Source organism: Paraburkholderia sp. CHISQ3 (genome assembly GCF_030464945.1).
In the GTDB taxonomy this organism is placed as follows: Bacteria; Pseudomonadota; Gammaproteobacteria; order Burkholderiales; family Burkholderiaceae; genus Paraburkholderia; species Paraburkholderia megapolitana.
Genome location: NZ_JALPRG010000011.1, coordinates 219,689 through 241,281, shown reverse-complemented (window position 1 = coordinate 241,281; position 21,593 = coordinate 219,689). Strand labels below are relative to the sequence as shown.

Below are 21,593 nucleotides of genomic sequence, written 5' to 3'. Positions count from 1 at the left end.
GGCTGTTGCGCGTGCCCACGCCCTCTCATTTCACTAGCGAGTTGCGATGAAAGACGCCCTCCTTGCCAGCCTGATCGACGAGCTTGCGACCGTCGAAGCGTTCGCCTCGGCCCTTGCACTCGAAGAACACGCGCTGACGGTTGTACAGCCGCTCGAACTGCTGCCGCCCGTGGTCGAGCAGAAAACCGTGCTGATCGGAAAGCTCGCCGAGCTGGAAGCAGCCCGCGATGCGCTGCTTGCGGAAATGGGGTTTCCGGCGGGCTCGCGTGGTATCGAGCTGGCGGCGGATGGCGATGCGCAGATTGCCGCGCAGTGGTCGCTGTTGCGCCAGGCGGCGCAGCGTGCCTGGAACGCCAACACGACGAATGGCATGTTGATCCGCACGCGGATGGACTACAACCAGCGGGCGCTCGCTGCGCTGCAGGTTGTCGTGCCGGAGAAGCCGGCGTTCTATGGGCCGGATGGGCGGATTCCGGCGTATGGGGTTTAGTTACTAAACAAGAGCGCTGAAGCTCCGCGCGGAATAACACGTTGCTTCATGCAGCGGACGTGCCGCTATTTGTTTCGAAACCGGATTACCATCCAGCCCAACGCAGCCACGACTACTGTCAGCAATGCACCCTCTCCCACGCTTTGCGTGACCATGCGAAACGATGCTCCCTGCCTTGCAAGCATGTCCATCAGTTCGGGAGACAAAAGCATCGAAAGCACTCCGATTGCCGTTAAAGCCGTACCCGCTGAAGCGCTCAACATCGCAATACCCACAGGATCGAACCGTCTCGAGAAATTCCCGATGACGACTGCAATGCCGAACACGATCATGGCCATGATAAATAGACTGCCGACCATCCCTATCTTGGCCTTCTCACCGGGTGAACCCATGAATGCGGCTATTTCCCCGCCAAAGACAATGAAGCCCGCCAGGCTGTGCAGGATGATGCCGATTACTCTTCGAAAGACATTCATGCGTCAGCGCGATGAAAATAGGCCGTGGCAGCGGGACGATAGAGAAAAAAGCTAAAGATCGCGAGTAAGACCACTCCGGGAATCAGCAGCCCCTTGAATGGCGTGGAGATACCCGACACCACGAGTCCAATCGCCGCTACTGCAACGTAGAGTGTGCGTGACCACGCATGTCCCTTTAGCACGCCAATGCCGGCAACGATGTTAAACAGCGCGGAGACGCATCCAACTGCCAGCGTCGCCCACACCGGCAGCAAACTGCGACTGAGCATTTCGACAGCGAGGGGATTACGCAGCGATAGTGGCAATTCGACAAGAGAGATCGCGCTGGTAACGATCATGAACCACCCGAGAATGCCTAGTGAAATTGGTCTTTTCATGGTTTCTTTTTGTCACTTCAGGTTTGTACGATCCGCGGACGGACGCCAATGCGTAAAGTATGACATGGAGTCCTGGAATAAACGATCTTGTGACGCATTCACGGCCGGTAACTGTGCTTAAAAGGCAGGCTTGAATCGCATTTAAATAACGATACTGGTTTCACCTCACTCCGTCGGCGGGTTCATTCCTTGTGTCGGCGGTGCCTCGACGAATGATCACTTCGCGACGGAGCCCGATTCCAGCGCGGCATGGTCAGTCCGGTCTGTCTGGCTAACGGCAGAGCGCGCGCCGGACGAAACAGCCGTCGTTACATACAAGCACGTGTGGTTTTCCTCGGCATCTGCTGTCTGATCCTGGCATGAACACTACGGCCGCGCTTTTACCGTTTACCAGGCAGCCGCTGGTCGGCCATTCATTGCCCCCTGTCGACACGGATACGACCGCGACCGTTGCTAGCGGTCCGGCCGATACGCTGTAAAACTAGCGCGTCGAAAACACCGAAATCCCCCCGTTGGGAAATCCCGCCGCACCTGGTTGAAACGGCACATACACTTGCCCAAGCGTGCTGTCGATGGCGACAGAGTGCGCCCCGGTGCCCACCGGAATCTTGACGAGCAACCGCCGTGACGCGCCATCGATTACGGCCATCTGCGGGCTAAATCCTGACGCTGCAGCGATGCCGCTCGTGACGTAGTGTCGAGCCGGCAGGAAATAGCGGTTGGAAGCCGGATCGTAACCAACCTGGTCCACCCCGCCAAACGGCAGGCTGGCTTGAATCGCGCCACTCGTACGATCGAGGATCAACGTGATGAGCGGGTCTCCGGCCGGCGGATCGCATCCAACAAGCACGTCATTATTCGGACCAAGCACGATGCCCGCCGGTGCGCATTTCCCTAGCGGAAACGACTTGCTGACAGAAGGATTTCCCGCCACCGCGGAGCTGGCCGTGATGACGTCAAGCTCGCCTTCGGGATTGGCGGCAGTTCCGTCGTTGTTGATCAAAAAACTCTTCGAGGCAGGATCATAGGCGCACGCTTCGAGCCCGGACGAACCGTTGAAAGAGAGCTTTGTCACCACCGTTTGTGTCAGCGTCGAAATTAACGTGACGAATGGCGGCGAGTCTCCGGGGTTCGCAAACATCGCGAGATGATCGTCGGGATCGTAGCAGCCCTCATCGACGCGCGATCCGGAATTGCTGATGACGATTGTGTTGACCGTCTTCTGCGCAGCCGTATCGATTACCTTGACCGAGTCCACGTCGCCGACATAGATCGTGTTCGTACCGGTGATACCTACGATTCCGTCGGGACCGGATTCGTTTGTCGTGGCACCGGCACCGATGAACGGCCCCACGATCTGCGCGAGCAACGTGTTCGATTGAGTGTCCACGACATCGACTGCCTTGTTATTGCGGTCGGAGAGAAAGTACTTGCCGGCCTCGACGTAGCCAATGTCAAAACTGAATGGTGGACTCGAAGCATTGGGCACGGCGATGTTTGTGAGCAGCTTCGGCGGTATCGGTGCGCTAATGTCGTCTCCACCTCCGCAGCCGGTCAATGCAGTCACGGCGAGCAACATCAAAGTTGCCAGGCGCTTTTCCATGTCTTCGTCTCCATTTCGTTTATTGGTCTGACCGTCGGTCCATGGAGCGGCGTGAGTCTTCAAGCTTCTTGCGCTCTCGATCGGCGACTGGCAAAAAACGATTCCTTAAGAAACCTTAAGAAATCGCCATCTGATCCGCTTTACGGCTCACACAATGGCGGTGCGATGGAGAATCGAAAAGTAAAACTTATTTATGGTCCGCATTGCGTTAACGCTATACGTGTAATGAAATTGAATTTTCCATAGACGTACGACGCGCAATTTCGCACTGCGTGTTTTAGCTACTCTGTGTGACGTCGCAGAGTGCAGTGCGCAGGAGAGTAGATCAGGAAGATTGATGTGACTGACTACTGCCTGTCGACGTAGAAACGTTCGAAGGCAGCATATCGAGTACTAACCTGTACGACAGACTATTGATTGACGAGCCATTCGCCAGGCGCGGGAACACCTGTTTATTGCACGACGACGCGACTTAACCGCCCCTCACCCCGCCTCCGCATTCGCCCACGCCATCTCCCGCAAGCGCGTCCGCAACCGCGCAACCGCCTGGCTATGCAACTGACACACCCGCGACTCGCTCACCTCCATCACCGCCCCAATCTCGCGCAGATTCATCCCGCGCTCGTAGTAAAGCGACATCAGCAGCTTCTCGCGTTCGGGCAACCGATCGATCGCCTCAATCAGCGCCGTACGCAAACTATCGTCAAGCAACGCCGACAACGGATCCGAATGATCGACGCAATAGCGATCGAGAAACGGCTCATCCTCAGCGGACCGATCGAAGTCTTCGTAGTAAATCAGCTGGCTACCGTGCAGGTCCTGCAGCATCGACTGGTATTCGTCGAGCGGCATGTTCAGATGATCGGCGATCTCCGCTTCGCTGGCCGAGTGTCCGAGACGTTGCTCGACCCGATGCACCGCCGCCTCGACTTCGCGCGACGTGCGGCGCAGGCTGCGCGGCAGCCAGTCGTTGCTGCGCAGCTCGTCGAGCATCGCGCCGCGAATCCGCTGGCTCGCGTAGGTTTCGAACTGCGCGCCCTGATCTTCCTTGTAACGACTCGCCGCATCGAGCAAGCCGATCATGCCGGCCTGGATCAGATCGTCGAGATCGACGCTCGCCGGCATCCTGGCCACGAGCTGCAGACCGAGCCGCCTGACGAGCGGCGCGTATTTGGTCAGGACGTCGGCCTGGGAGATCTTTCCCTGCGCGTTGTACATCGTGCTCCCCTTGTCCGTGGCGCCTTCAGGCGTGCTGCGCGGACGGTTGGTCGGCGTGTTGCGCCGCTGTTACGGTCGCGCTCGCCGGCCACGGCGCGCGCGACGACATCGCTGGCCGCATCGGCCAGTACTGCAATTGCGCGGCGAGGTGCCGGTAGCCGCGCGCCGCCGGTGTCGACGGGAACGCATCGACCACACAGCGCGACAGTTCGAGCGCCCGCACGATCCGCACATCGGCGGCGATGCAGCCGGCCGCCTCCAGCGCCACCGACAGATAACGCCCCGCCACCCCCGCGAGGTTGTCGAACGCGGTGCGCGCATCGTCGATGCTTTGCACGTGATTCACTACCACACGAAACTGCGCGATCGCATGCGCGTAGTGCAGCCGCTTCAGGCACGCATAGGTCTCGGTGATCGACTGCGCGGCGACCCGCATCACAATCATCACGTCGTGCGCCTGCAGCGCCAGCGCCGACAACGCGCCCTCGCGACCGAGCTGCGCATCGATCAGCACGATGTCGGCGCAACCGTCGACCATCGCGGCAAGCTGCGACGGCGTGCAGCCCTCGCGATTCGCCCGCGACGCAGCCAGCACGCCAAAGCCCAGCGGATGCCGCAATACCGCGCGCTCGAGCGGCAGTTCGCCGCGTGCAACTTCGATGAAACTGCCCGTGCAGCGCACCCCGCCGAGCGTCGAGCTGATCGAGCCCTCGCCGGAACACTCGTCGATCACGAGCACATCCTTGCCCTGCTCGGCGAGTGCCGTTGCGAGGTTGAGGACCGTTGTCGTCGCCCCCGCCCGCGGCGAACCGCCAGTCACTGAAATCACGCGCGCGCGACCACCGGCGAGCAGCCTGCGTAGCCCTTCCGCCTGATCGGGCACACGTTTATCCAAAGCGGACCTCGTGCATATCGGCCGTCGAACGCGCCGACAGCGCTGACAGCAGCGGCGGAATGTCGTCGTCCTGCGGCACGAAAGGCGAGCTGTCGCGCGGAATGCAGAACGCGCTCTTGATCAGGAATTTCTTCGTCGCAACGTAGAGGTTCTCCGGCACCTTCTGTCCGGTCGACACGTAATGCACGGGCAAGCGGTAACGGATCACCGTATCGAGCGTGCTGCCCAGGTTGGTCGCTTCGTCGAGCTTGGTCAGGATGCAACCGGCGAGCGGCTGCTGGTCCGGCGCACGCTGATACGCCTGCACGACTTCGTTCAGCGTGTCGCCATGACAGGTCGCGTTCAGCAGCAACAGACGCTGCACCGTCTGACCGGCGCGGCACAGCATCGCGATCTGGTCAGCCACCTGCCGGTCGCGCTGGCTCATGCCGATCGTGTCGATCAGCACGATGTGTTTGTTGCGCAGCTCGGACAGCGCGAGTTGCAGATCGGCGCTGTCCTTCACCGCGTGCACGGACACGCCGAGAATCTTCCCGAAAATGCGCAGTTGCTCGTGACCGCCGATCCGGTAGCTGTCGGTGGTGAGCAGCGCGACCTTGCTCGCGCCGAAGCGCATCACGCAGCGTGCGGCGAGCTTTGCGGTCGTCGTTGTCTTGCCGACTCCCGTCGGTCCCATCAGCGCGAACACGCCGCCGCGCTCCATCAGCTCGTCTTCGTTTTCCATCACCGGCAGGTTCGTCGCGAGTACCGAGCGGACCCAGTTCATGCCGGCTTCCATGCCGTCGGTCTCCGGCATGTTGTCGATCATCATCTGCACGAGCTGTGCCGAGAAGCCGGCGGCGAACAGGTGTTTGGTCAACGCGGCGTGTGTCGGTCCGCGGCGCTGGCGGTCCGCCCACAGCAGGCCGGTGAAGTGCTCTTCCATCATCCCGCGCATCGACGCGAGTTCGTGCATCACGGTGTCGTTGACGATCTGCTCGACGCGCTGGTTGATCGCTTCGGTCATCGATGCCGCAGTGCCGGCGGAAAACGCGGTCGACGCAGTGGATGCAATCGATGCAGAAGATGGAGCCGGCGGGTTCGGCATACGGCGCGCTTCGTCAGCGGCCGCTGTGGCCGCTGTGGTCGGTATGCCTGCCCGTTGCGCAGCGCGGCGCGCGGCTAGCTGAGCGCCTTCACGAGCCCATTCCGGTGTCTCGGCACGCGATGTTTCGGTAGGCGTTTGCAGTTCGCCCGGTGTGCCCAGGCCCTTCGCCATCGCAACAGCCGGCGTCATCGCGCCATGCTCGGCCTGAACCGCGACTTTACGTGCGTGATCGATAAGCCAGGGGTTCGATTCCGCGAGCGTGCGCGGCGCGGCAGCGGCGTCTTTGCTACGCGTAGCTTCAGCACGAGCAGCCGGTGCTCGTATTGCAGTGACGGGCTGGGCGTCGGCATGGTCGTTCGACATACGCTCGGTGCCCGCTTCGGGACTCGCGCCGAATACCGACGAGAACACATCCGGCATGCCGCTCGCGTACGGATTCGCCAATGCGGCGCCCGGTGTTGCGCTCGAGGTCACAGCCGCACGCGGTGCCGTCACTGCGGCGGCAGCCGGTGCCGCAGCACCAGGCTTGATCGAAGCCAGCTCGCTGTCGGCCAGCGCGACGATCTCGACGGTGCCGTCGTCGACCGTGCGGTTCGACAGCACGACGGCGTCCGGACCCAGCGCCTCGCGCACGAGACGCAGCGCGTCGCGGGTGGTGGCGCCGATAAATTTTCGGATGTTCAAGCTGGACTCCCGGCGAGATGAACGGAGCGGCCACGTACCCTCACATACCGCTTCCCATGACAACGATTATTGCCAAAGGTGTCGAGTGACGATCGATGGATAAGGAAGGGGAAAGGCGGGCAATTCGACTGATCGGCGGCGGTAGCGGCAGCAGTGCCGCCGCCGTGGTCAGTCTCGCTCAGCCGTGCGCGCCGATCAGGTTGACGACCTTGATGGTCCGGGTGTCGGGCACTTCCGCATACGACAGCACTTTCAGTTGCGGCAGGCTGCGACGCAGGAAACGCGCGAGCATCGCGCGCAACGAATGCTGGACGAGCAGCACCGGCGCGAGCCCGAGGTTCTGCTGGCGCGTCATCGCCTTCTGCGTTTCGGTGAGCAGCGTGTGGGCGAGGCCCGGTTCGAGGCCGGGGTTCGCACCGGTCGCGAGCGCCTGCGACAGCACCCGTTCGAGATTCGAATCGAGGCCCATCACCTGCATGTCGCCGCTGCCCGGGAACCACTGCTGCGTAATCGCTCGGCCAAGCGCGAGCCGCACGACGGCAGTGAGATCGTGGGCATCGGGCATCTTCGCTGCGTGCTCGGCGAGCGCTTCGAGGATCGTGCGCATGTCGCGGATCGGCACGCCCTCTTCCAGCAGGCTTTGCAGCACCTTCTGCAGCGTGGTCAGCGAGATCGTCTTCGGCACGAGGTCTTCGACGAGCGACGGCGTGTCCTTCGACATCCGCTCGATCAGCACCTGCACTTCCTGCCGACCCAGCAGTTCGGACGCGTGCGTGACAACGAGGTGATTCAGATGCGTCGCGACGACAGTGCTCGAATCGACGACCGTATAGCCGTACACCTGCGCCTGTTCGCGCATGTTCGTATCGATCCAGATGGCTGGCAGGCCGAACGCCGGGTCTTGCGTCGGTGTGCCCGGCAGCGCCGCGGTGACCTGGCCTGGATTGATCGCGAGCCACTGGCCCGGATACGCCTCGCCGATGCCGACCTCGACGCCCTTCAACGCAATCCGGTAGCCGTTCGGGCGCAGTTCCAGGTTGTCGCGAATGTGAATCACGGGCGGCAGGAAGCCGATTTCCTGCGCGAATTTCTTGCGGATGCTCTTGATCCGCTTGAGCAGTTCGCCGTCGGAGTTCTTGTCGACGAGCGGGATCAGCCGGTAGCCCACTTCGAGACCGAGCGTGTCGATCAGCGTCACGTCTTCCCAGCTCGCTTCGCTGTTCTCGACCGGCGTCATCGCGGCCGGTATGACATCGACCAGTGCCGACGCGCCCTTGCGGTCCGCCGCGCGCTTGCTCATCACGCGGCCGAGCTGGATCGCGCCGCCGCCGAGCAGCAGGAACGCGAAGTGCGGCATGCCGGGAATCAGCCCCATCAGCACGAGAATGCTGCCGGTGATCATCAGCACGCGCGGGTTCGTGAACAGCTGGCCGGTGAGCTGCGTGCCGATGTCTTCGTTGGTCGCGACGCGTGACACGATTACGCCGGCCGCCGTCGAAATGACCAGCGACGGAATCTGCGCGACAAGGCCATCGCCGATCGTGAGCAGCGTATAGGTCTTGCCCGCCGAAGCGAAGTCCATGCCGTGCTGCGCCATCCCGACGATCAACCCGCCGAGAATATTGATCACCATGATCAGCAGCCCGGCGATCGCATCGCCGCGCACGAACTTGCTCGCTCCATCCATCGAGCCGTAGAACTCGGCTTCCTGCGCGACTTCGAGGCGTCGCTTCCTGGCCTGTTCTTCGTTGACGAGACCGGCGTTGAGGTCGGCGTCGATGGCCATCTGCTTGCCAGGCATCGCATCGAGCGTGAAGCGCGCCGACACTTCGGCGATGCGGCCCGCACCCTTCGTGATCACCATGAAGTTGATCACCATCAGGATGATGAACACGACAATGCCGACCGCGAAATTGCCGCCCACGAGGAAATGTCCGAACGCCTCGATCACCTGCCCGGCTGCATCTGGACCGGTGTGACCTTCGAGCAGCACGACGCGTGTCGATGCGACGTTCAGCGACAGGCGCAGCAGCGTCGAGAACAGCAGCACGCTCGGGAACGCGGCGAAATCGAGCGGCTTCATCGTGTACATGCTGACGAGCAGCACCATCACCGACAGCGCGATGTTGAACGTGAACAGCAAGTCGAGCAGGAACGGCGGCAACGGCAGGATCATCATGCCGAGGATCATGCAGATCAGCACCGGCCCGGCTAGCGCCCGCAGGTTGGTGCCGGCCAGCACGTCGGGCCGTCGCGAGAGGAAACCGGCGCGCGTGTTCATGCGCGGCCTCCGCGTCGGGTTTCGTCTTCTTTTGCGAGCGCTTCGGCGGCTTCTTCAGCGGCTTCATCGTCGGAGATGGCGCCCTTGTCGAGTTCGGCGGGCACGTCGAAGCTCGTGGGCACCGTCGGTGCAATACCGCCTTCGGTATTGAAGCGACGCAACTGATAGACCCACGCGAGCACTTCGGCGACCGCGCCGTACAGCGCGCCCGGAATCTCGCGGTTCAGATCGACGTTGTGATAAAGCGCCCGCGCGAGCGGCGGCGCTTCGAGCAACGGTACGTTGTGTTCGGCGGCGATCTCGCGGATACGCAACGCGACGAGATTCACGCCCTTCGCCACCACTTTCGGTGCGCGCATCTCGCCGTCGGTGTATTTCAGCGCGACCGCGAAGTGCGTCGGGTTCGTCACGACAACATCGGCCTTCGGCACCTCGGACATCATCCGGCGGCGTGCCAGCGCGCGCGCCTGCGAACGGATGCGCCCCTTCACCAGCGGGTCGCCTTCGTTCTCGCGGTGTTCGCGCTTCACTTCATCCTTGCTCATGCGGAGTTTCTTCTGGAACTGCCAGAGTTGATACGGCACGTCGAGCGCGGCCACGAGCAACATGCCCGCGACCGTCATGGCGCAGCACACGGCGATCAGGTGGCCCGCGTTGGCGAGCGCGACATCGAGCGGCTGCGTACAGAGCGCGATTATCTCGTCGCGCCGCTGCCAGACCGCTATGCCGCCCACCAGTCCCACCACCAGCGTCTTCGCAAGCGACAACCCAAGCTGGATCGGACCGTTGATCGAGAAAATGCGACCGAGGCCGGTGAGCGGATTCAGCCGGCCGAAGTTCGGTTCGAGCGATTTGCTCGAGATCAGCCAGCCGCCCAGCGCCATCGGTGCGAACAATGCGGCGGCACCGGTCAGTCCGAGCACGGGCGCAAGCGCATAGAGACCCTCGCGGCCTGCGACGGCCGCGCCGCTCATCATCTGGTGCGAATCGAAGACAGCCGTGTGATCGAACGTGAATGAGGTGCGCAGCATCGCGCGCAGATGCGTGGCGATCGGCCCGGCCATGCCCCACACGCCAAAGAAGCCCGCCGAGAGCAGCGCAAACGAAGCCAGCTCACGCGAGCGCGCGACCTGCCCTTCCTCGCGGGCCTTGTCGACCCGCCGGGGAGTGGCTGCTTCGGTTTTTTCGAGGTCGCTGTCCTCTGCCACCAGGCTCTCCAGACGAGACGGCACGATGCCGTTTTCCAGTGACAGCGATTATTCCCGCAGACGGCAAGGCGCCATCGGCGGATAAGGACGGGGAAACGGGGGTATTTCGGGGGATGGGGAAGCGGCGCGCCGCCCCGGGCATGTCGTCGCCCGGGTCAGCGCGCCGTCGTGCTCTTAAAACGCGACGTACGGCGCCGCGCCGCCGGTCGCCCGGCGATCCATACCGAAGAAGATCGTGCGGCCGTAGAAGAACGGCAAACCGAGATCGAGCTGGCCCAGGCCGCCGGCAGCAGCGAGATCGTTGAACGCGTAGTTGCTGGTGTTACCGAACAGCGTCGCTGCGCTCGTGACGTTCATCGTGACCGTCCCGACCGTGCCGTTCACACCGACCAGGGTCGCGGTGCGGGACGTCGGCGTGGACGGACAATAGAAGCCCGAATAGTTGCTGTTAGTACATTGCGTCAGCGTCTGGTCGGACAGGAAGTAGGCGTTCGAGCCCGAGTCGAGGAACGCCGTCACCGTACTGCCGTTGAACGTGCTGCTGACCATGTTGCCGGCGCTATTCGTCGTAAACGTCTGGCTCGCTGTGAGCGTGTTGTTTGCCTGCGTACCGATACCGAACGTCAGTGTGCCGGACGCCGACGTCGCACCGGTGCTGGAGATGGACGGCATCTGGAGCACCACGCCGTTGTTGTCGACCGGAAAGTTCTGCACCGGGTTCGCGACCTGCTGCGTGGTGGGCAGCGTCGTCTTCGTGCAATTGGTGCCGCTCGGGCACGAGTAATAGATGCTGCTGTTGGCGGAGGTCGCGCAGGTCGTGCCGCAGTCGTTGGGCGCGACGCCGATACCGAGAATGCCGTTCGCGCCGAGCGCGCTCGCCGTATTCTGCGCCGGGCCGTTTGCGCAACCGGTGGCCGGCACCGTCGACGACGCCAGGTCGCCGATGATCTGCACGGGGATGCTGCTGGCCGTCTCGCTACCAATCGTGACGTTCGCGGTCCGCACGGTGCCCCACGTGTAACCGATGGCGAATTGCGCGCATTCGGCGATCTGCGCTCCGCTCACGGTCGTGACCGGCAGCGCGCCCGACAACGACGACGTGAGCGCCGAGCTCACCACCCGCAGCCCATACGAGCCCGTGTCGACCTGGATGTTATTGATCGTCTGGCAATTGCTGGTCGAACCCGGCGGGCACACCGTGACGCTGACGGTCGGAATATTCACGACGTTGGCCACCCCGGCGTTGACGGTCAATGCGACCTGATTGCCGCCGGCCGGCGTCACCGGCGTACTGCCGCCACCGCTGCTGCCTCCGCCACCGCCACATCCGGCGATGCAGGCCGCGGCGATGGCAAGGCCCGCGGCCTGAACCCAGCGAACCCATTGCGTCTTGATCGGTGCTTTCGATTGGACTGTCTGCACTGTCTGTCTCCCGCCCGTCACTGGATGTCGGCGCTGCTGACGCCGGCAGGCAGCGCCTGCGGCAGCCACGCATTGCCTGCGAACGCGCCCATATGGCCGCCCGATTGCACGACGAGATTGTCGCTCTGGACCGACGCGGGACCGTGGCCGCCGCGTGCGGTGCGCACTGCCGTCAGGCCGTCGACATACTGTGGGAAATAAGTGCCTAGCAGGCTGTTGAGATCGGGCATCTGCGGGCCGTTCCATGCGATCCCGAAGACCGTGCCGGCCTGCGACAGATACTCGCGCACGACCGTACCGCTAGCGAGCGTCGTCTCGCGCACGCTGTAGGCCGCGGCGGCAGTGGAGGACGCGGTCGATGCCGACGCCGAAGACGTCGATGTGGCATGCATGACGCGCGTAGTAACGGTCGAACCGTCGGGCGGGGTCATGGGGCTGCCGCCCAGCGCGGCCTGCGCGGCGGGGACGGCGGACAGCACAAGGCTGGATCCGAGCGTCGTCACGATGACGGCGCGACGTAGTGGGCTCGACATACGGCTCGACATGGCCAGACTCCTCCTGATCGTCTGTCGCGGGGCCGTGTCACCGGCATGTCCGCGACGTGAAAACCGCACCGGCCTCTCAGCCCCGGTGCGCGTGCCCGTAGTATGCCTGTGCCCGAGTGGATTAAGCAGTAGTACAGCGCGTCGGTAAGGGATCGTATGAAACTCAGAAGCCGAGACTCGCGAGCAGATCGTCGACCTGCGCCTGATCCTGCATCACGTCGGGCTTGCCTTCCGGATTGATCTGCGGGCCGTTTACCAGGGTTTCGGTAGGGCCGGCGGCGCCCGCGTGGTCGGTGGCCGGGTGCGCCGCTGCGAGCGCGGCGGCCGTCGCCGCAAACTGCTCGCGCCGCTCGGGCGCGATGTTCTCGACCAGCACACCAAGCAGTTGCTGCTCGATCAGATAGACCACATCCATGATCTTCTTGATCACCTGGCCGGTAAGGTCCTGAAAGTCCTGCGCGAGCATGATCTCCAGCAACTGCGCGTTGGTCGCGCCGGTCGACTCCGGCAGCGCACTCAGAAAGCCGCGCGTATCGCTCATCAGCGCGCGCACTTCGTCGCGCTCGATCGGCGCGGCGTACCACTCGGCCCAGCGCGCATCAAGCTTGCCTGCATCGCGCTGCAGTTGCTCCTGAATCGGCTTGGCGACTTCGATCGCGGTCAACACACGTTCGGCGGCCTGTTCGGTCATCGTGGCGACGTACTTGAGGCGGTCGCGTGCATCCGGCACCGCTTCGGCCGCGCGCTCGACGTGCTTGTCGAGCCCCAGCTCGCGCATCGAGTCGCGCAGCGTGCGCGTGAGCTGCCCGATGCGGGCCAGGATGCGGTCGCTTGCGAAGTCGCCGCCGCTGTCTTCTTTCAGGTCGAAGCCTGACGCGTTGCTCGGCTGGTTCAAGTCAGCTCCCGGCTTTGGCCATCTTTTCGAGGATCTTGTTCACCTTCTCATCGAGCGTCGCCGCCGTGAACGGCTTCACGACATAGCCGCTCGCACCGGCCTGCGCGGCCGCGATGATGTTTTCCTTCTTCGACTCGGCCGTCACCATCAGCACCGGCAGGTGCGCGAGGCCTGCATCGGCGCGGATCGCCTTCAACATCGCGAGGCCGTCGAGGTTCGGCATGTTCCAGTCGGAAATCACGAAGTCGTACGTGCCGCTGCGCAGACGGGCGAGGCCCGCCATGCCATCCTCGGCTTCGTCGACATTGCCGTAGCCCAGCTCCTTGAGCAGGTTGCGAACGATCCGGCGCATCGTCGGAAAGTCGTCCACGACCAGAATCTTCATTCCCTTATCCATAGCCATTCCCTTTCGCAAATCCAGTTCGTGCGGCACACTGCCGCCGCTTCAATCGGCCCGCATCATACGCGCTGCACGCGCTCGCCCATCGCAGCGAGGCACGCCATCACGCGGCGGCTCATCTCGGACAGCGCGGCGACTTCGTCGGCGGCGCCGAGTGCGATCGCTTCGCGCGGCATGCCGAAGACGATACAGCTCGCTTCGTCCTGGGCAAATGTGTACGCGCCCGCCTGTTTCATGTCGAGTAGCCCCGCCGCGCCGTCGCGGCCCATACCGGTCAGGATCACGCCGACCGCATTCTTGCCCGCATGCTGCGCGGCCGAGCGAAACAGCACATCCACCGACGGCCGATGCCGGTTCACCGGTGGTTCGTCCGACAGATGCGCGATGTAGTTTGCCCCGCTTCTTGCCAGCAGCAAATGCGCGTGACCGGGCGCGATGTACGCATGACCCGGCAGCACGCGCTCGCCGTGCTCTGCTTCTTTAACGGTAATCCGGCACAAACCATTGAGCCGCTGTGCAAAAGATTTCGTGAAACCGGGCGGCATATGCTGCGCGATCAGCACCGCGGGCGCATCGGGCGGCAGCGGCAGCAGCACTTCGCGGATCGCTTCGGTACCGCCCGTCGATGCGCCGACGATGATCAGCTTCTCGGTACTGACCAGCGGGTTGTTGAAGAGCGGTGCGAGTGTGGGCGCCTGCGCGGCGCCGGTTGCATCCGTGGGGCTTGTGCTGGCAGGCGTTTGCACGACGCGCTGCCGCACGCGCGCACGCGCCGCCGCACGCACCTTGTCGGCGAGCTTTTCCGCGTAGTCGAGCATGCCGTCGCGGATACCGACACGCGGTTTCGTCACGAAATCGACGGCACCGAGTTCGAGTGCGCGCAGCGTGATTTCAGAGCCGCGTTCGGTTAGCGACGACACCATCACCACCGGCATCGGCCGCAGACGCATCAGCTTTTCGAGGAAGTCGAGACCGTCCATGCGCGGCATTTCGACGTCGAGCGTCAGCACGTCCGGGTTGTGCTGCTTGATGAGTTCGCGCGCGACGAGCGGATCGGGCGCCGTCGCGACGACCGTCATGTCCGGCTGGCCGTTGATGATCTCCGTCATCAGGCTGCGAATCAGCGCCGAATCGTCGACGCACAGTACCTTGATCTTTTGCACAGCGCTCACGCCTCCTCGGCCGTTCTGGCGTTGCTGGATTGATCGGGCTTGCTACCGCTGCTGCCGAACAGTTCGATGCGCGGTTTGGCGGGGTTGCCAGGGTTGTTGCCCGATGTGCCGTTTTGAGTACCACCGGTTGCGTTGCCGAACAGTTCGACGCGCGGTCGCGGCGCTGGGCTCGCAAACAGCTCGACGCGTTCGCGTGCCCGCGCGAGCCGTTCGGCACGTGCCACCGAGGTCTGCTGCGCCAGCGCCTGTTCGCGCTCGGCGACGCGCGCCTCCTGTTGCAGCCGCAGCTTCTTCACCATCACCTGGCCCGTGCGCGGCATGAACGCGACCTTGCGCGGATGCTCGCCCTGCAGGTCTTCGGCGAGGATCGGAATTTTTTCGAGTGCGAGGTAGCGGCGCACGAAGGTCGAGTTACGGTCGCCGATGTTCATCGTCGTCATGCCCGCGAGCACGGCCGCGCCGCCGAACACTTTCGCCTCGAGCCGCTCGCGCCGACCGCCCGCCTTGATCATTTCGTTGATCAGCACTTCCATCGCATAGGCGCCGTAGCGCATCGCATCCGAGGCGGCCTGCGCGACGTCCGCGCCGTCGTCGGGGAGCATGAAGTGATTCATCCCGCCGATGCCCGCGCTGCGATCCTGGATGCACGCCGCCACGCACGAGCCCAGTACCGTGACGAGCACCATGTCTTCACCCGTCATGAAGAACTCGTTCGGCAGCAGCTTCACGCCGGGGCGCTTGAAGTGATTGTCGTAGTAGAGGTTTGTCGCGATCGGCAGTGCGGTGCTCATGCGCTCACCCCGCTTGGTGCAGCGTCGGCGGAACCTGCGGCGTGGTCCGCGCGACGGTGCGCCGTAGCTCGATGCGGTACGCCGCCGTCGCGGGTCAGTTCGTAGACGGTCTGGCCGCGCAGACGGAACGCCTGGCTCACGTAGGTGAAGTTCTCCGAGTGGCCGGCGAACAGCAAGCCACCCGGCTTCAACAGCGGCTCGAAGCGGGCCAGTACCTGCGCCTGCGTCGGTTTGTCGAAATAGATCATCACGTTGCGGCAGAAAATCGCATCGAACGGCGTGCGCAGCGCGTAATCGCGATCGGTGAGATTCAGCCGTTCGAAGCGGACCATCGCGCGCACTTCCGGGCGCACTTTCACGAGGCCTGCATGCGCGCCGGTGCCTTTCAGGAAGAAGCGTTTGAGCCGCTCCGGCGCCAGATGCGTGACCTGTTCGAGTTGATACACCGCGGCCTCGGCCTTGGCGAGTACCTGCGTATCGACATCGGTGGCGAGCACGCTCGCCTGGCGCGCAGCCTGCTCGCCGAGCGCTTCGATCAACGTCATCGCGATCGAGTACGGTTCCTCGCCGGTCGATGCCGCCGAACACCACACCGAAACCGGCGCCGGGCGCTGCATCGCGAAGTCGGCAAGGACCGGAAAGTGATGTGCTTCGCGGAAGAACGCGGTGAGGTTCGTCGTGAGTGCGTTGGTGAACGCTTCCCATTCGGCGGGATCGGTATCGGACTCGAGCAAGTCGAGGTATTGCCGGAAGTTGTCGAAGCCGCGCGCGCGCAGGCGTCGTGCGAGACGGCTGTACGCCATGTCGCGCTTGTGGTCGGACAGCGAGATGCCGGCGCGCAGATAGATCAGCTCGCGAATGCGCGCGAAATCGGCGGATGTGAACTCGAAGTCGCGTGTCGATTCGGCGGTTCGTGCCGCTTCGCTGGGAGCGGGTCGGGACGGTGTGCGCGTCAGTTTCATCGCGAGATCCGCCTGCGTTGCAATGCGCAGACCGTTGCACGAACCGCGCGCAGACGGCCGGCTCCCGGCATGCTGTATGAGCATGCTTCGGCGAGCCGCCCGTCATCGGGCGAGGTGCGTGGGGTCCGCATACCGCTTCATCCTGTCCTAGAACGTTTCCCAATCCGCGTCCGCGCTGACCGTGGAACCGGCCGGCGCTGGGCGCTTCAGTGTCTCTGCTGCTGGCAGGCTCTTCGGTCTGAGGCCGGGCTCGCTACGCGATGCGCCGTCCGGTTTCGTCGATGCGGTTGTGCTTGCAAACGCTGCCGGCGCGCCTTGCGGCTTCGCCGCCGCTCCGATTGCGTGGTGCGTTGCGCTCGTTGCAGCGGATATCGCCGGTGTACCCGCATGGTTTGCCAATGCCGGACGCGCGCTGCCGTGAGCCGGCCCGGCCACCGCGTGACTGCGCACGGCACTTGCCGGACGCGTCGTTCGTTCGCTCCCGCTCCCACCCACGCGCCAGCCGCCGACAACCATCTGCAGTTGCCGCGTCTGCTCTTCGAGCGAAGCAGCCGCTGCCGCGGCCTCTTCGACAAGCGCCGCATTCTGCTGCGTCACCTCGTCCATCTGCGTGACCGCGCGATTGACCTGCTCGATACCGGTCGACTGCTCTTCGGACGCCGCGCTGATCTCGCCCATGATGTCGGTGACCCGGCGCACGGCCTGCACGATCTCTTCCATCGTCGTGCCCGCGCGACCGACCAGCGCGGAACCGCTCTGCACCTTGTCGACCGAATCGCCGATCAGTTCCTTGATCTCTTTTGCCGCACTCGCGCTGCGTTGCGCGAGGCTGCGCACCTCGCCGGCCACCACTGCGAAGCCACGCCCCTGTTCGCCGGCGCGCGCCGCTTCGACCGCGGCATTCAGCGCGAGGATATTGGTCTGGAACGCGATCCCTTCGATCACACCGATGATGTCGACGACCTTGTTCGAACTCGACGCGATGTCTTGCATCGTATGCACGACCTGGTTCACGACATCGCCGCCGCGCGTCGCGATGTCCGACGCGTTGACAGCGAGCTGGCTCGCCTGCCGCGCGTTCTCGGCGTTCTGCCGCACTGTGCCGGTCAGTTGCTCCATGCTCGATGCGGTCTCTTGTAGCGAAGCCGCCTGCTGCTCGGTGCGCTGCGACAGATCGGTGTTGCCCATCGCGATTTCGCGCGCGCCGGTGTCGATCGATTCGGTGCTCGTGTGAACCGCTTTCACCATCGTCACGAGGCTTTCCTGCATCTGCTTGATCCCGCCGAACAGACGCCCGATCTCGTTGTGGCTGTACACGTCGACGCGTTGCGAGAGGTCGCCGGCAGCGATTCGCTCGAAGCACACGGTCGCGTCGTTCAGCGGTTGCACGATCAGTCCGCGCAGCGCGAAGCGGATCACGACGACCATCACCAGTGCGAACACCGTCACGCCGATAATCAACATCTTCATCAGCCCGATCTGCGCAGCCGTGTCGGCCTGCTGTCGCTGCGCGTGATCCTGCAGCGCCTTGACGACCGGCGTCGCGGCGTTGTCGTAGTCGACAAACATCGGGCTGATCTTCGTGTCGGCGATCGCGTGATAACTGGTCGTGTCGCTGGCGCGCAGCGCGACGAACTCCGGCTCAACGCCGTCGTGCAGCAGCGTCGCACGACGCGCGCTCACCGCATCGATCAGCGACTGATCGGCACCGCGGCGCGGTGTGGCAAGAAACGCCTGCCAGTTTTCGTTCGATTTGCCGAGCAGATCCTGCCCGCGATCGAGCGCGGTCTTGGCCTGCTCCATTTCACCGGCGGCGATCAGACCGGTGACGCGATCGAGCGTCACGCGCGAGCGCAGCAGGTAGGACGACGCGTCGTTCAGCGAACGCATCGCGACCAGATCGCTGCCGGCGATCTGCTCGAGCGACTGGTTCGCGCGTTGCAGCGCGACCAGTCCGAGCGCGCCGACGGCAACCGTCAGCGCAACGAGAATGACGCCGACCGCGGTTAGCGTCGTGCGGATCGACCATCTGCCCAGCATCGTCGTTTCTCCTTGATGTGTGTCTTATACGTGCTTCAGGTGCGAGGTCTGCTTACTCGCTCAGTGCGTCAGTGAGCGCCATTTCGCGGCTCGTCATCAGCTTTTCGATGTCCATCAGAATCAGCATGCGGCCATCGACCGTGCCAAGCCCCGTCAGATATTCGGTGTTCAGCGTCGCGCCGAACTCGGGCGCGGGCATGATCTGGTCGGCTGCGAGCGTCAACACATCGGACACGCCATCGACCACCATGCCGAGCACGCGATGCGCGACGTTCAGGATAATCACCACCGTCTGATGGTCGTACTCGACGCGGCCCAGATGAAACTTGATGCGCATGTCGACGATCGGCACGATGATGCCGCGCAGGTTGATCACGCCTTTGATGAACTCCGGTGCGTTCGCGATGCGCGTCACGTTGTCGTAACCGCGAATCTCCTGCACCTTGAGAATGTCGATGCCGTATTCCTCGGCGCCGAGCGTGAACACCAGAAATTCCTGCCCGCCCGCGTCGGCCTGCTGCGCGTGCCGGCGGCTTGCTGCGCTGTTCGACTGGCTCGAATGAATGGATTGGACTTCTGCCACGTTAGCCCCCAAGCAGTTGGGAAAAATTGGTTAAGGTTCGCTTTGTCGCTTTATTGCCGCGTTCATGCGAGTGCGGCAAGGTCGCTATGTGCGCCATGCGCGGTGCGCTTCTCGCGGTTCAATGCGGCCACGTCCACGATCAGTGCGACGCTGCCGTCGCCAAGGATCGTGGCAGCGGAAATGCCATGCACCTTGCGGTAATTCGTTTCGAGGTTCTTCACGACGACCTGCTGCTGGCCGACCAGCTCGTCGATCAGCATCGCAAAGCGGCGCCCCTCGGCCTGCATGATCGTGACGATGCCTTGTGTCGGATCGGTACGTGCGTCTTCGACGGTGAATACTGCGTGCAGCGCGACGAGCGGTAAGTATTCGCCGCGTACGCGCACCACGCGTTCGCCGTTCGCGATCGTGTAGATATCTTCGGCGCGCGGCTGTAGCGACTCCATCACGAAGTTCAGCGGCAGGATGAAGATCTCGCTGCCGACCTTGACCGACATGCCGTCGAGTATCGCCAGCGTGAGCGGCAGCACGATCCGCGTCGTCGTGCCGCGGCCCGCGTACGACGTGATCTCGACGTGACCGCCCATCGCCTGGATGTTGCGCTTCACGACGTCCATGCCGACACCGCGGCCCGACACATCGGTGACCTGCTCGGCCGTCGAGAAGCCCGGCATGAAGATCAGGTTCCAGACTTCCTCGTCGGTCATCGACTCGCTGACCTGCATGCCCTGCTTCGCGGCTTTCGCGAGAATCTTGTCGCGGCGCAGCCCGGCGCCGTCGTCGCTGACCTCGATCACGATGTTGCCGCCGTGATGCGCCGCCGACAGCACGAGCTGACCGGTGCCGTCCTTGCCCGCCGCGCGGCGCGCCTCGACGGTTTCGATGCCGTGGTCGAGGCTGTTGCGCACGAGGTGCGTGAGCGGATCGATGATGCGTTCGATCAGACTCTTGTCGAGTTCGGTCGCCTGACCGAAGGTGACCAGTTCCACTTCCTTGCCGAGCTTCGCCGCGAGATCGCGGACAAGCCGCGGGAACCGGCTGAAGACGTAGTCCATCGGCATCATGCGGATCGACATCACCGCTTCCTGCAAGTCGCGCGCATTGCGCTCGAGCTGCGCCATGCCGTTGAACAGGCGGTCGTGCAACGCCGGATCGAAGGTGCTGGTGGTTTCGGCGAGCATCGCCTGGGTGATCACCAGTTCGCCGACGAGGTTGATCAACTGATCGACTTTCTCGACGCCGACGCGGATCGAGCTGCCTTCGGCGCTTGAAGCGGCGGCTGGGCGGGCAGCTTTGCGGTCTGATTCTGAAGAAGCTGTTGTTGTGGCGGCGGCGCTGGCAGGCGGTGCGCTTGCTTGAGTCGCTGCTGCCGCGGCTGCGGCCAGCATGGAGGCGACTGCTGCTTCGGTTGTGGCAGCCGTGGAAGCCGATGCCGCTTCGTTCGCAGCCTGTGGCACGAAGATGGGCGCAACGGTTGTATCGATTGCATCGGCCGCCGGCGACGACGTGACAGCGGCGGGCGTTCCAGGTTCGCCCAGCTGCACGTCGTCCGCCGGCATTTCGCCGCGACCGATCGTGATCTGACTTTCGTCGATCACGAAACAGCACACAGCGACGATGTCGTCGGAGGGGACGTCGGTGTCGAGCCACAGCGCAAGTTCGCTGCCGCTCTTCACCTGTCCGACGATATTCCCCAGGTTGCCGAGTTCTTCGATCAACAATGCCTGGTCCTTCTCCCCCACGCCCCGCAGCGTAATTTTCAAATGCGATCCGGCTGGTGTTTCCGTTGGCGCGGCGGCGGACGACGTAGCGGCTGCGTCGCCGGCCGCGTTGATATCCGTGTTGTCACCCTGCGCTCCGGTCGACATTTCTGGCGTGGTCCCGCTCGGTACTTCGACCCACGCTCCGGTCCACTCGCCGGCTGCTTCGAGTGCCTGATCGACGACGTGTTGCGGCGCGTTCGCGCCGTCCGCGGCTTCGGGCTGTGGCGCCGCGTGCAACGCGGACAGGTCCGCTGCCGTTGCCTCGATCGCTGTGGATTCTGGCTGCTGTGCATTGCCCGCGCGGCTCTCCGCATACAACCGGTCGAGCTTCGCGCAGATCGCCGCAGCAGTCGCCGCATCGGGCTCGGCGCTCGCGCGATAGTCCGCGAGCTGGCCCGACAACACGTCCTTGGTTTCGAGGAACGTGTCGATCATGTCCTTGCGCAGCACGAGTTCGTTATTGCGCGCGCGATCGAGCAACGACTCGAGAATGTGCGTCGTCTCGGTGAGCGCGGTGAAGCCGAACGTCGCCGCGCCACCCTTGATCGAGTGCGCCGCACGAAAGATCGCAGCGAGGTCTTCGGGGTCCGGATGCGCGATGTCCAGATCGAGCAGCAATTGCTCCATCTGCGCGAGCAGTTCGTCGGCCTCGTCGAAGAACGTCTGATAGAACTGAGTGATGTCGAGTGTCATACGTGGGT

At 63.6% G+C, this 21,593-nt stretch carries 19 protein-coding genes; 1 reads left to right on the top strand and 18 read right to left on the bottom strand.

Translation table 11 applies throughout. The features are described 5' to 3' along the window. Window positions 1-46: 46 nt before the first annotated feature. Window positions 47-490 carry a flagella synthesis protein FlgN gene (locus tag M0D65_RS25050; protein WP_266255008.1) on the top strand — a complete coding sequence of 148 codons (444 nt, stop codon included), beginning with the start codon at window positions 47-49 and terminating at the stop codon, window positions 488-490. Between the two features lie 65 nt (window positions 491-555). On the opposite strand, the gene M0D65_RS25045 is transcribed toward M0D65_RS25050, so the two are convergent. The 18 genes from M0D65_RS25045 to cheA form a co-directional block, all read right to left on the bottom strand. Next, the gene (locus M0D65_RS25045; protein ID WP_266255007.1) at window positions 556-966 is read right to left on the bottom strand and encodes a hypothetical protein; all 411 of its coding nucleotides are present in this window, start codon (window positions 964-966) and stop codon (window positions 556-558) included. Next, on the bottom strand, window positions 963-1,304 hold the full coding sequence (locus tag M0D65_RS25040; protein ID WP_266255006.1) for a hypothetical protein: 342 nt from the start codon (window positions 1,302-1,304) through the stop codon (window positions 963-965). The genes M0D65_RS25045 and M0D65_RS25040 overlap by 4 nt, the downstream gene beginning before the upstream one ends. A 520-nt stretch (window positions 1,305-1,824) precedes the next feature. Further along, window positions 1,825-2,946, bottom strand: coding sequence for a hypothetical protein (locus M0D65_RS25035; protein ID WP_266255005.1), 1,122 nt, complete (start codon window positions 2,944-2,946; stop codon window positions 1,825-1,827). Window positions 2,947-3,429: 483 nt separating this feature from the next. After that, entirely contained in the window at window positions 3,430-4,164 is a 735-nt protein-coding gene (locus M0D65_RS25030; RefSeq protein ID WP_091017249.1) for an RNA polymerase sigma factor FliA, read from the bottom strand. A 25-nt stretch (window positions 4,165-4,189) separates the two neighbouring features. Beyond that, window positions 4,190-5,059 carry a MinD/ParA family protein gene (locus M0D65_RS25025; RefSeq protein ID WP_266255004.1) on the bottom strand — a complete coding sequence of 290 codons (870 nt, stop codon included), beginning with the start codon at window positions 5,057-5,059 and terminating at the stop codon, window positions 4,190-4,192. Continuing rightward, window positions 5,052-6,830: a flagellar biosynthesis protein FlhF gene (flhF, locus tag M0D65_RS25020; RefSeq protein WP_266255003.1), complete on the bottom strand. Its 1,779-nt coding sequence runs from the start codon at window positions 6,828-6,830 to the stop codon at window positions 5,052-5,054. The genes M0D65_RS25025 and flhF overlap by 8 nt, the downstream gene beginning before the upstream one ends. Window positions 6,831-7,008: 178 nt before the next feature. Then, window positions 7,009-9,111 (bottom strand): flagellar biosynthesis protein FlhA, encoded by a 2,103-nt coding sequence (gene flhA, locus M0D65_RS25015; RefSeq protein WP_266255002.1) that lies wholly within the window; start codon window positions 9,109-9,111, stop codon window positions 7,009-7,011. Continuing rightward, the gene (gene flhB / locus M0D65_RS25010; protein ID WP_266255074.1) at window positions 9,108-10,319 is read right to left on the bottom strand and encodes a flagellar biosynthesis protein FlhB; all 1,212 of its coding nucleotides are present in this window, start codon (window positions 10,317-10,319) and stop codon (window positions 9,108-9,110) included. The genes flhA and flhB overlap by 4 nt, the downstream gene beginning before the upstream one ends. Before the next feature lie 174 nt (window positions 10,320-10,493). After that, on the bottom strand, window positions 10,494-11,741 hold the full coding sequence (locus M0D65_RS25005) for a DUF3443 domain-containing protein (protein ID WP_091017237.1): 1,248 nt from the start codon (window positions 11,739-11,741) through the stop codon (window positions 10,494-10,496). Between the two features lie 17 nt (window positions 11,742-11,758). Further along, window positions 11,759-12,274: a DUF2844 domain-containing protein gene (locus M0D65_RS25000; RefSeq protein WP_266255073.1), complete on the bottom strand. Its 516-nt coding sequence runs from the start codon at window positions 12,272-12,274 to the stop codon at window positions 11,759-11,761. A gap of 175 nt (window positions 12,275-12,449) precedes the next feature. After that, window positions 12,450-13,181, bottom strand: a complete 732-nt coding sequence (gene cheZ / locus M0D65_RS24995) for a protein phosphatase CheZ (protein WP_091017236.1) — start codon at window positions 13,179-13,181, stop codon at window positions 12,450-12,452. Window position 13,182: 1 nt separating this feature from the next. Further along, on the bottom strand, window positions 13,183-13,578 hold the full coding sequence (gene cheY, locus M0D65_RS24990; RefSeq protein ID WP_091017234.1) for a chemotaxis response regulator CheY: 396 nt from the start codon (window positions 13,576-13,578) through the stop codon (window positions 13,183-13,185). A 62-nt stretch (window positions 13,579-13,640) separates the two neighbouring features. Next, window positions 13,641-14,744, bottom strand: coding sequence for a chemotaxis response regulator protein-glutamate methylesterase (locus M0D65_RS24985; protein ID WP_170275888.1), 1,104 nt, complete (start codon window positions 14,742-14,744; stop codon window positions 13,641-13,643). Window positions 14,745-14,749: 5 nt separating this feature from the next. Then, on the bottom strand, window positions 14,750-15,544 hold the full coding sequence (cheD, locus tag M0D65_RS24980; protein ID WP_266255001.1) for a chemoreceptor glutamine deamidase CheD: 795 nt from the start codon (window positions 15,542-15,544) through the stop codon (window positions 14,750-14,752). After that, a complete protein-coding gene (locus M0D65_RS24975; protein ID WP_266255000.1) occupies window positions 15,541-16,506 on the bottom strand; it encodes a CheR family methyltransferase in 966 nt (321 codons plus the stop codon). Before M0D65_RS24975 ends, cheD begins: the two co-directional genes overlap by 4 nt. Before the next feature lie 147 nt (window positions 16,507-16,653). After that, a complete protein-coding gene (locus M0D65_RS24970) occupies window positions 16,654-18,546 on the bottom strand; it encodes a methyl-accepting chemotaxis protein (protein ID WP_266254999.1) in 1,893 nt (630 codons plus the stop codon). Between the two features lie 52 nt (window positions 18,547-18,598). After that, on the bottom strand, window positions 18,599-19,129 hold the full coding sequence (locus M0D65_RS24965) for a chemotaxis protein CheW (protein ID WP_091017223.1): 531 nt from the start codon (window positions 19,127-19,129) through the stop codon (window positions 18,599-18,601). Window positions 19,130-19,191: 62 nt separating this feature from the next. Beyond that, window positions 19,192-21,585, bottom strand: a complete 2,394-nt coding sequence (gene cheA / locus M0D65_RS24960) for a chemotaxis protein CheA (RefSeq protein WP_266254998.1) — start codon at window positions 21,583-21,585, stop codon at window positions 19,192-19,194. Window positions 21,586-21,593: the final 8 nt, after the last annotated feature.

Bases quoted from the DNA above. Each gene is read 5' to 3' on its own strand.
- M0D65_RS25050 (WP_266255008.1), top strand. From the start codon at position 47: ATGAAAGACGCCCTCCTTGCCAGCCTGATCGACGAGCTTGCGACCGTC.
- M0D65_RS25045 (WP_266255007.1), bottom strand. From the start codon at position 966: ATGAATGTCTTTCGAAGAGTAATCGGCATCATCCTGCACAGCCTGGCG.
- M0D65_RS25040 (WP_266255006.1), bottom strand. From the start codon at position 1,304: ATGATCGTTACCAGCGCGATCTCTCTTGTCGAATTGCCACTATCGCTG.
- M0D65_RS25035 (WP_266255005.1), bottom strand. From the start codon at position 2,946: ATGGAAAAGCGCCTGGCAACTTTGATGTTGCTCGCCGTGACTGCATTG.
- M0D65_RS25030 (WP_091017249.1), bottom strand. From the start codon at position 4,164: ATGTACAACGCGCAGGGAAAGATCTCCCAGGCCGACGTCCTGACCAAA.
- flhA (WP_266255002.1), bottom strand. From the start codon at position 9,111: ATGAACACGCGCGCCGGTTTCCTCTCGCGACGGCCCGACGTGCTGGCC.
- M0D65_RS25000 (WP_266255073.1), bottom strand. From the start codon at position 12,274: ATGTCGAGCCCACTACGTCGCGCCGTCATCGTGACGACGCTCGGATCC.
- cheY (WP_091017234.1), bottom strand. From the start codon at position 13,578: ATGGATAAGGGAATGAAGATTCTGGTCGTGGACGACTTTCCGACGATG.
- cheD (WP_266255001.1), bottom strand. From the start codon at position 15,544: ATGAGCACCGCACTGCCGATCGCGACAAACCTCTACTACGACAATCAC.
- M0D65_RS24975 (WP_266255000.1), bottom strand. From the start codon at position 16,506: ATGAAACTGACGCGCACACCGTCCCGACCCGCTCCCAGCGAAGCGGCA.
- M0D65_RS24970 (WP_266254999.1), bottom strand. From the start codon at position 18,546: ATGCTGGGCAGATGGTCGATCCGCACGACGCTAACCGCGGTCGGCGTC.
- cheA (WP_266254998.1), bottom strand. From the start codon at position 21,585: ATGACACTCGACATCACTCAGTTCTATCAGACGTTCTTCGACGAGGCC.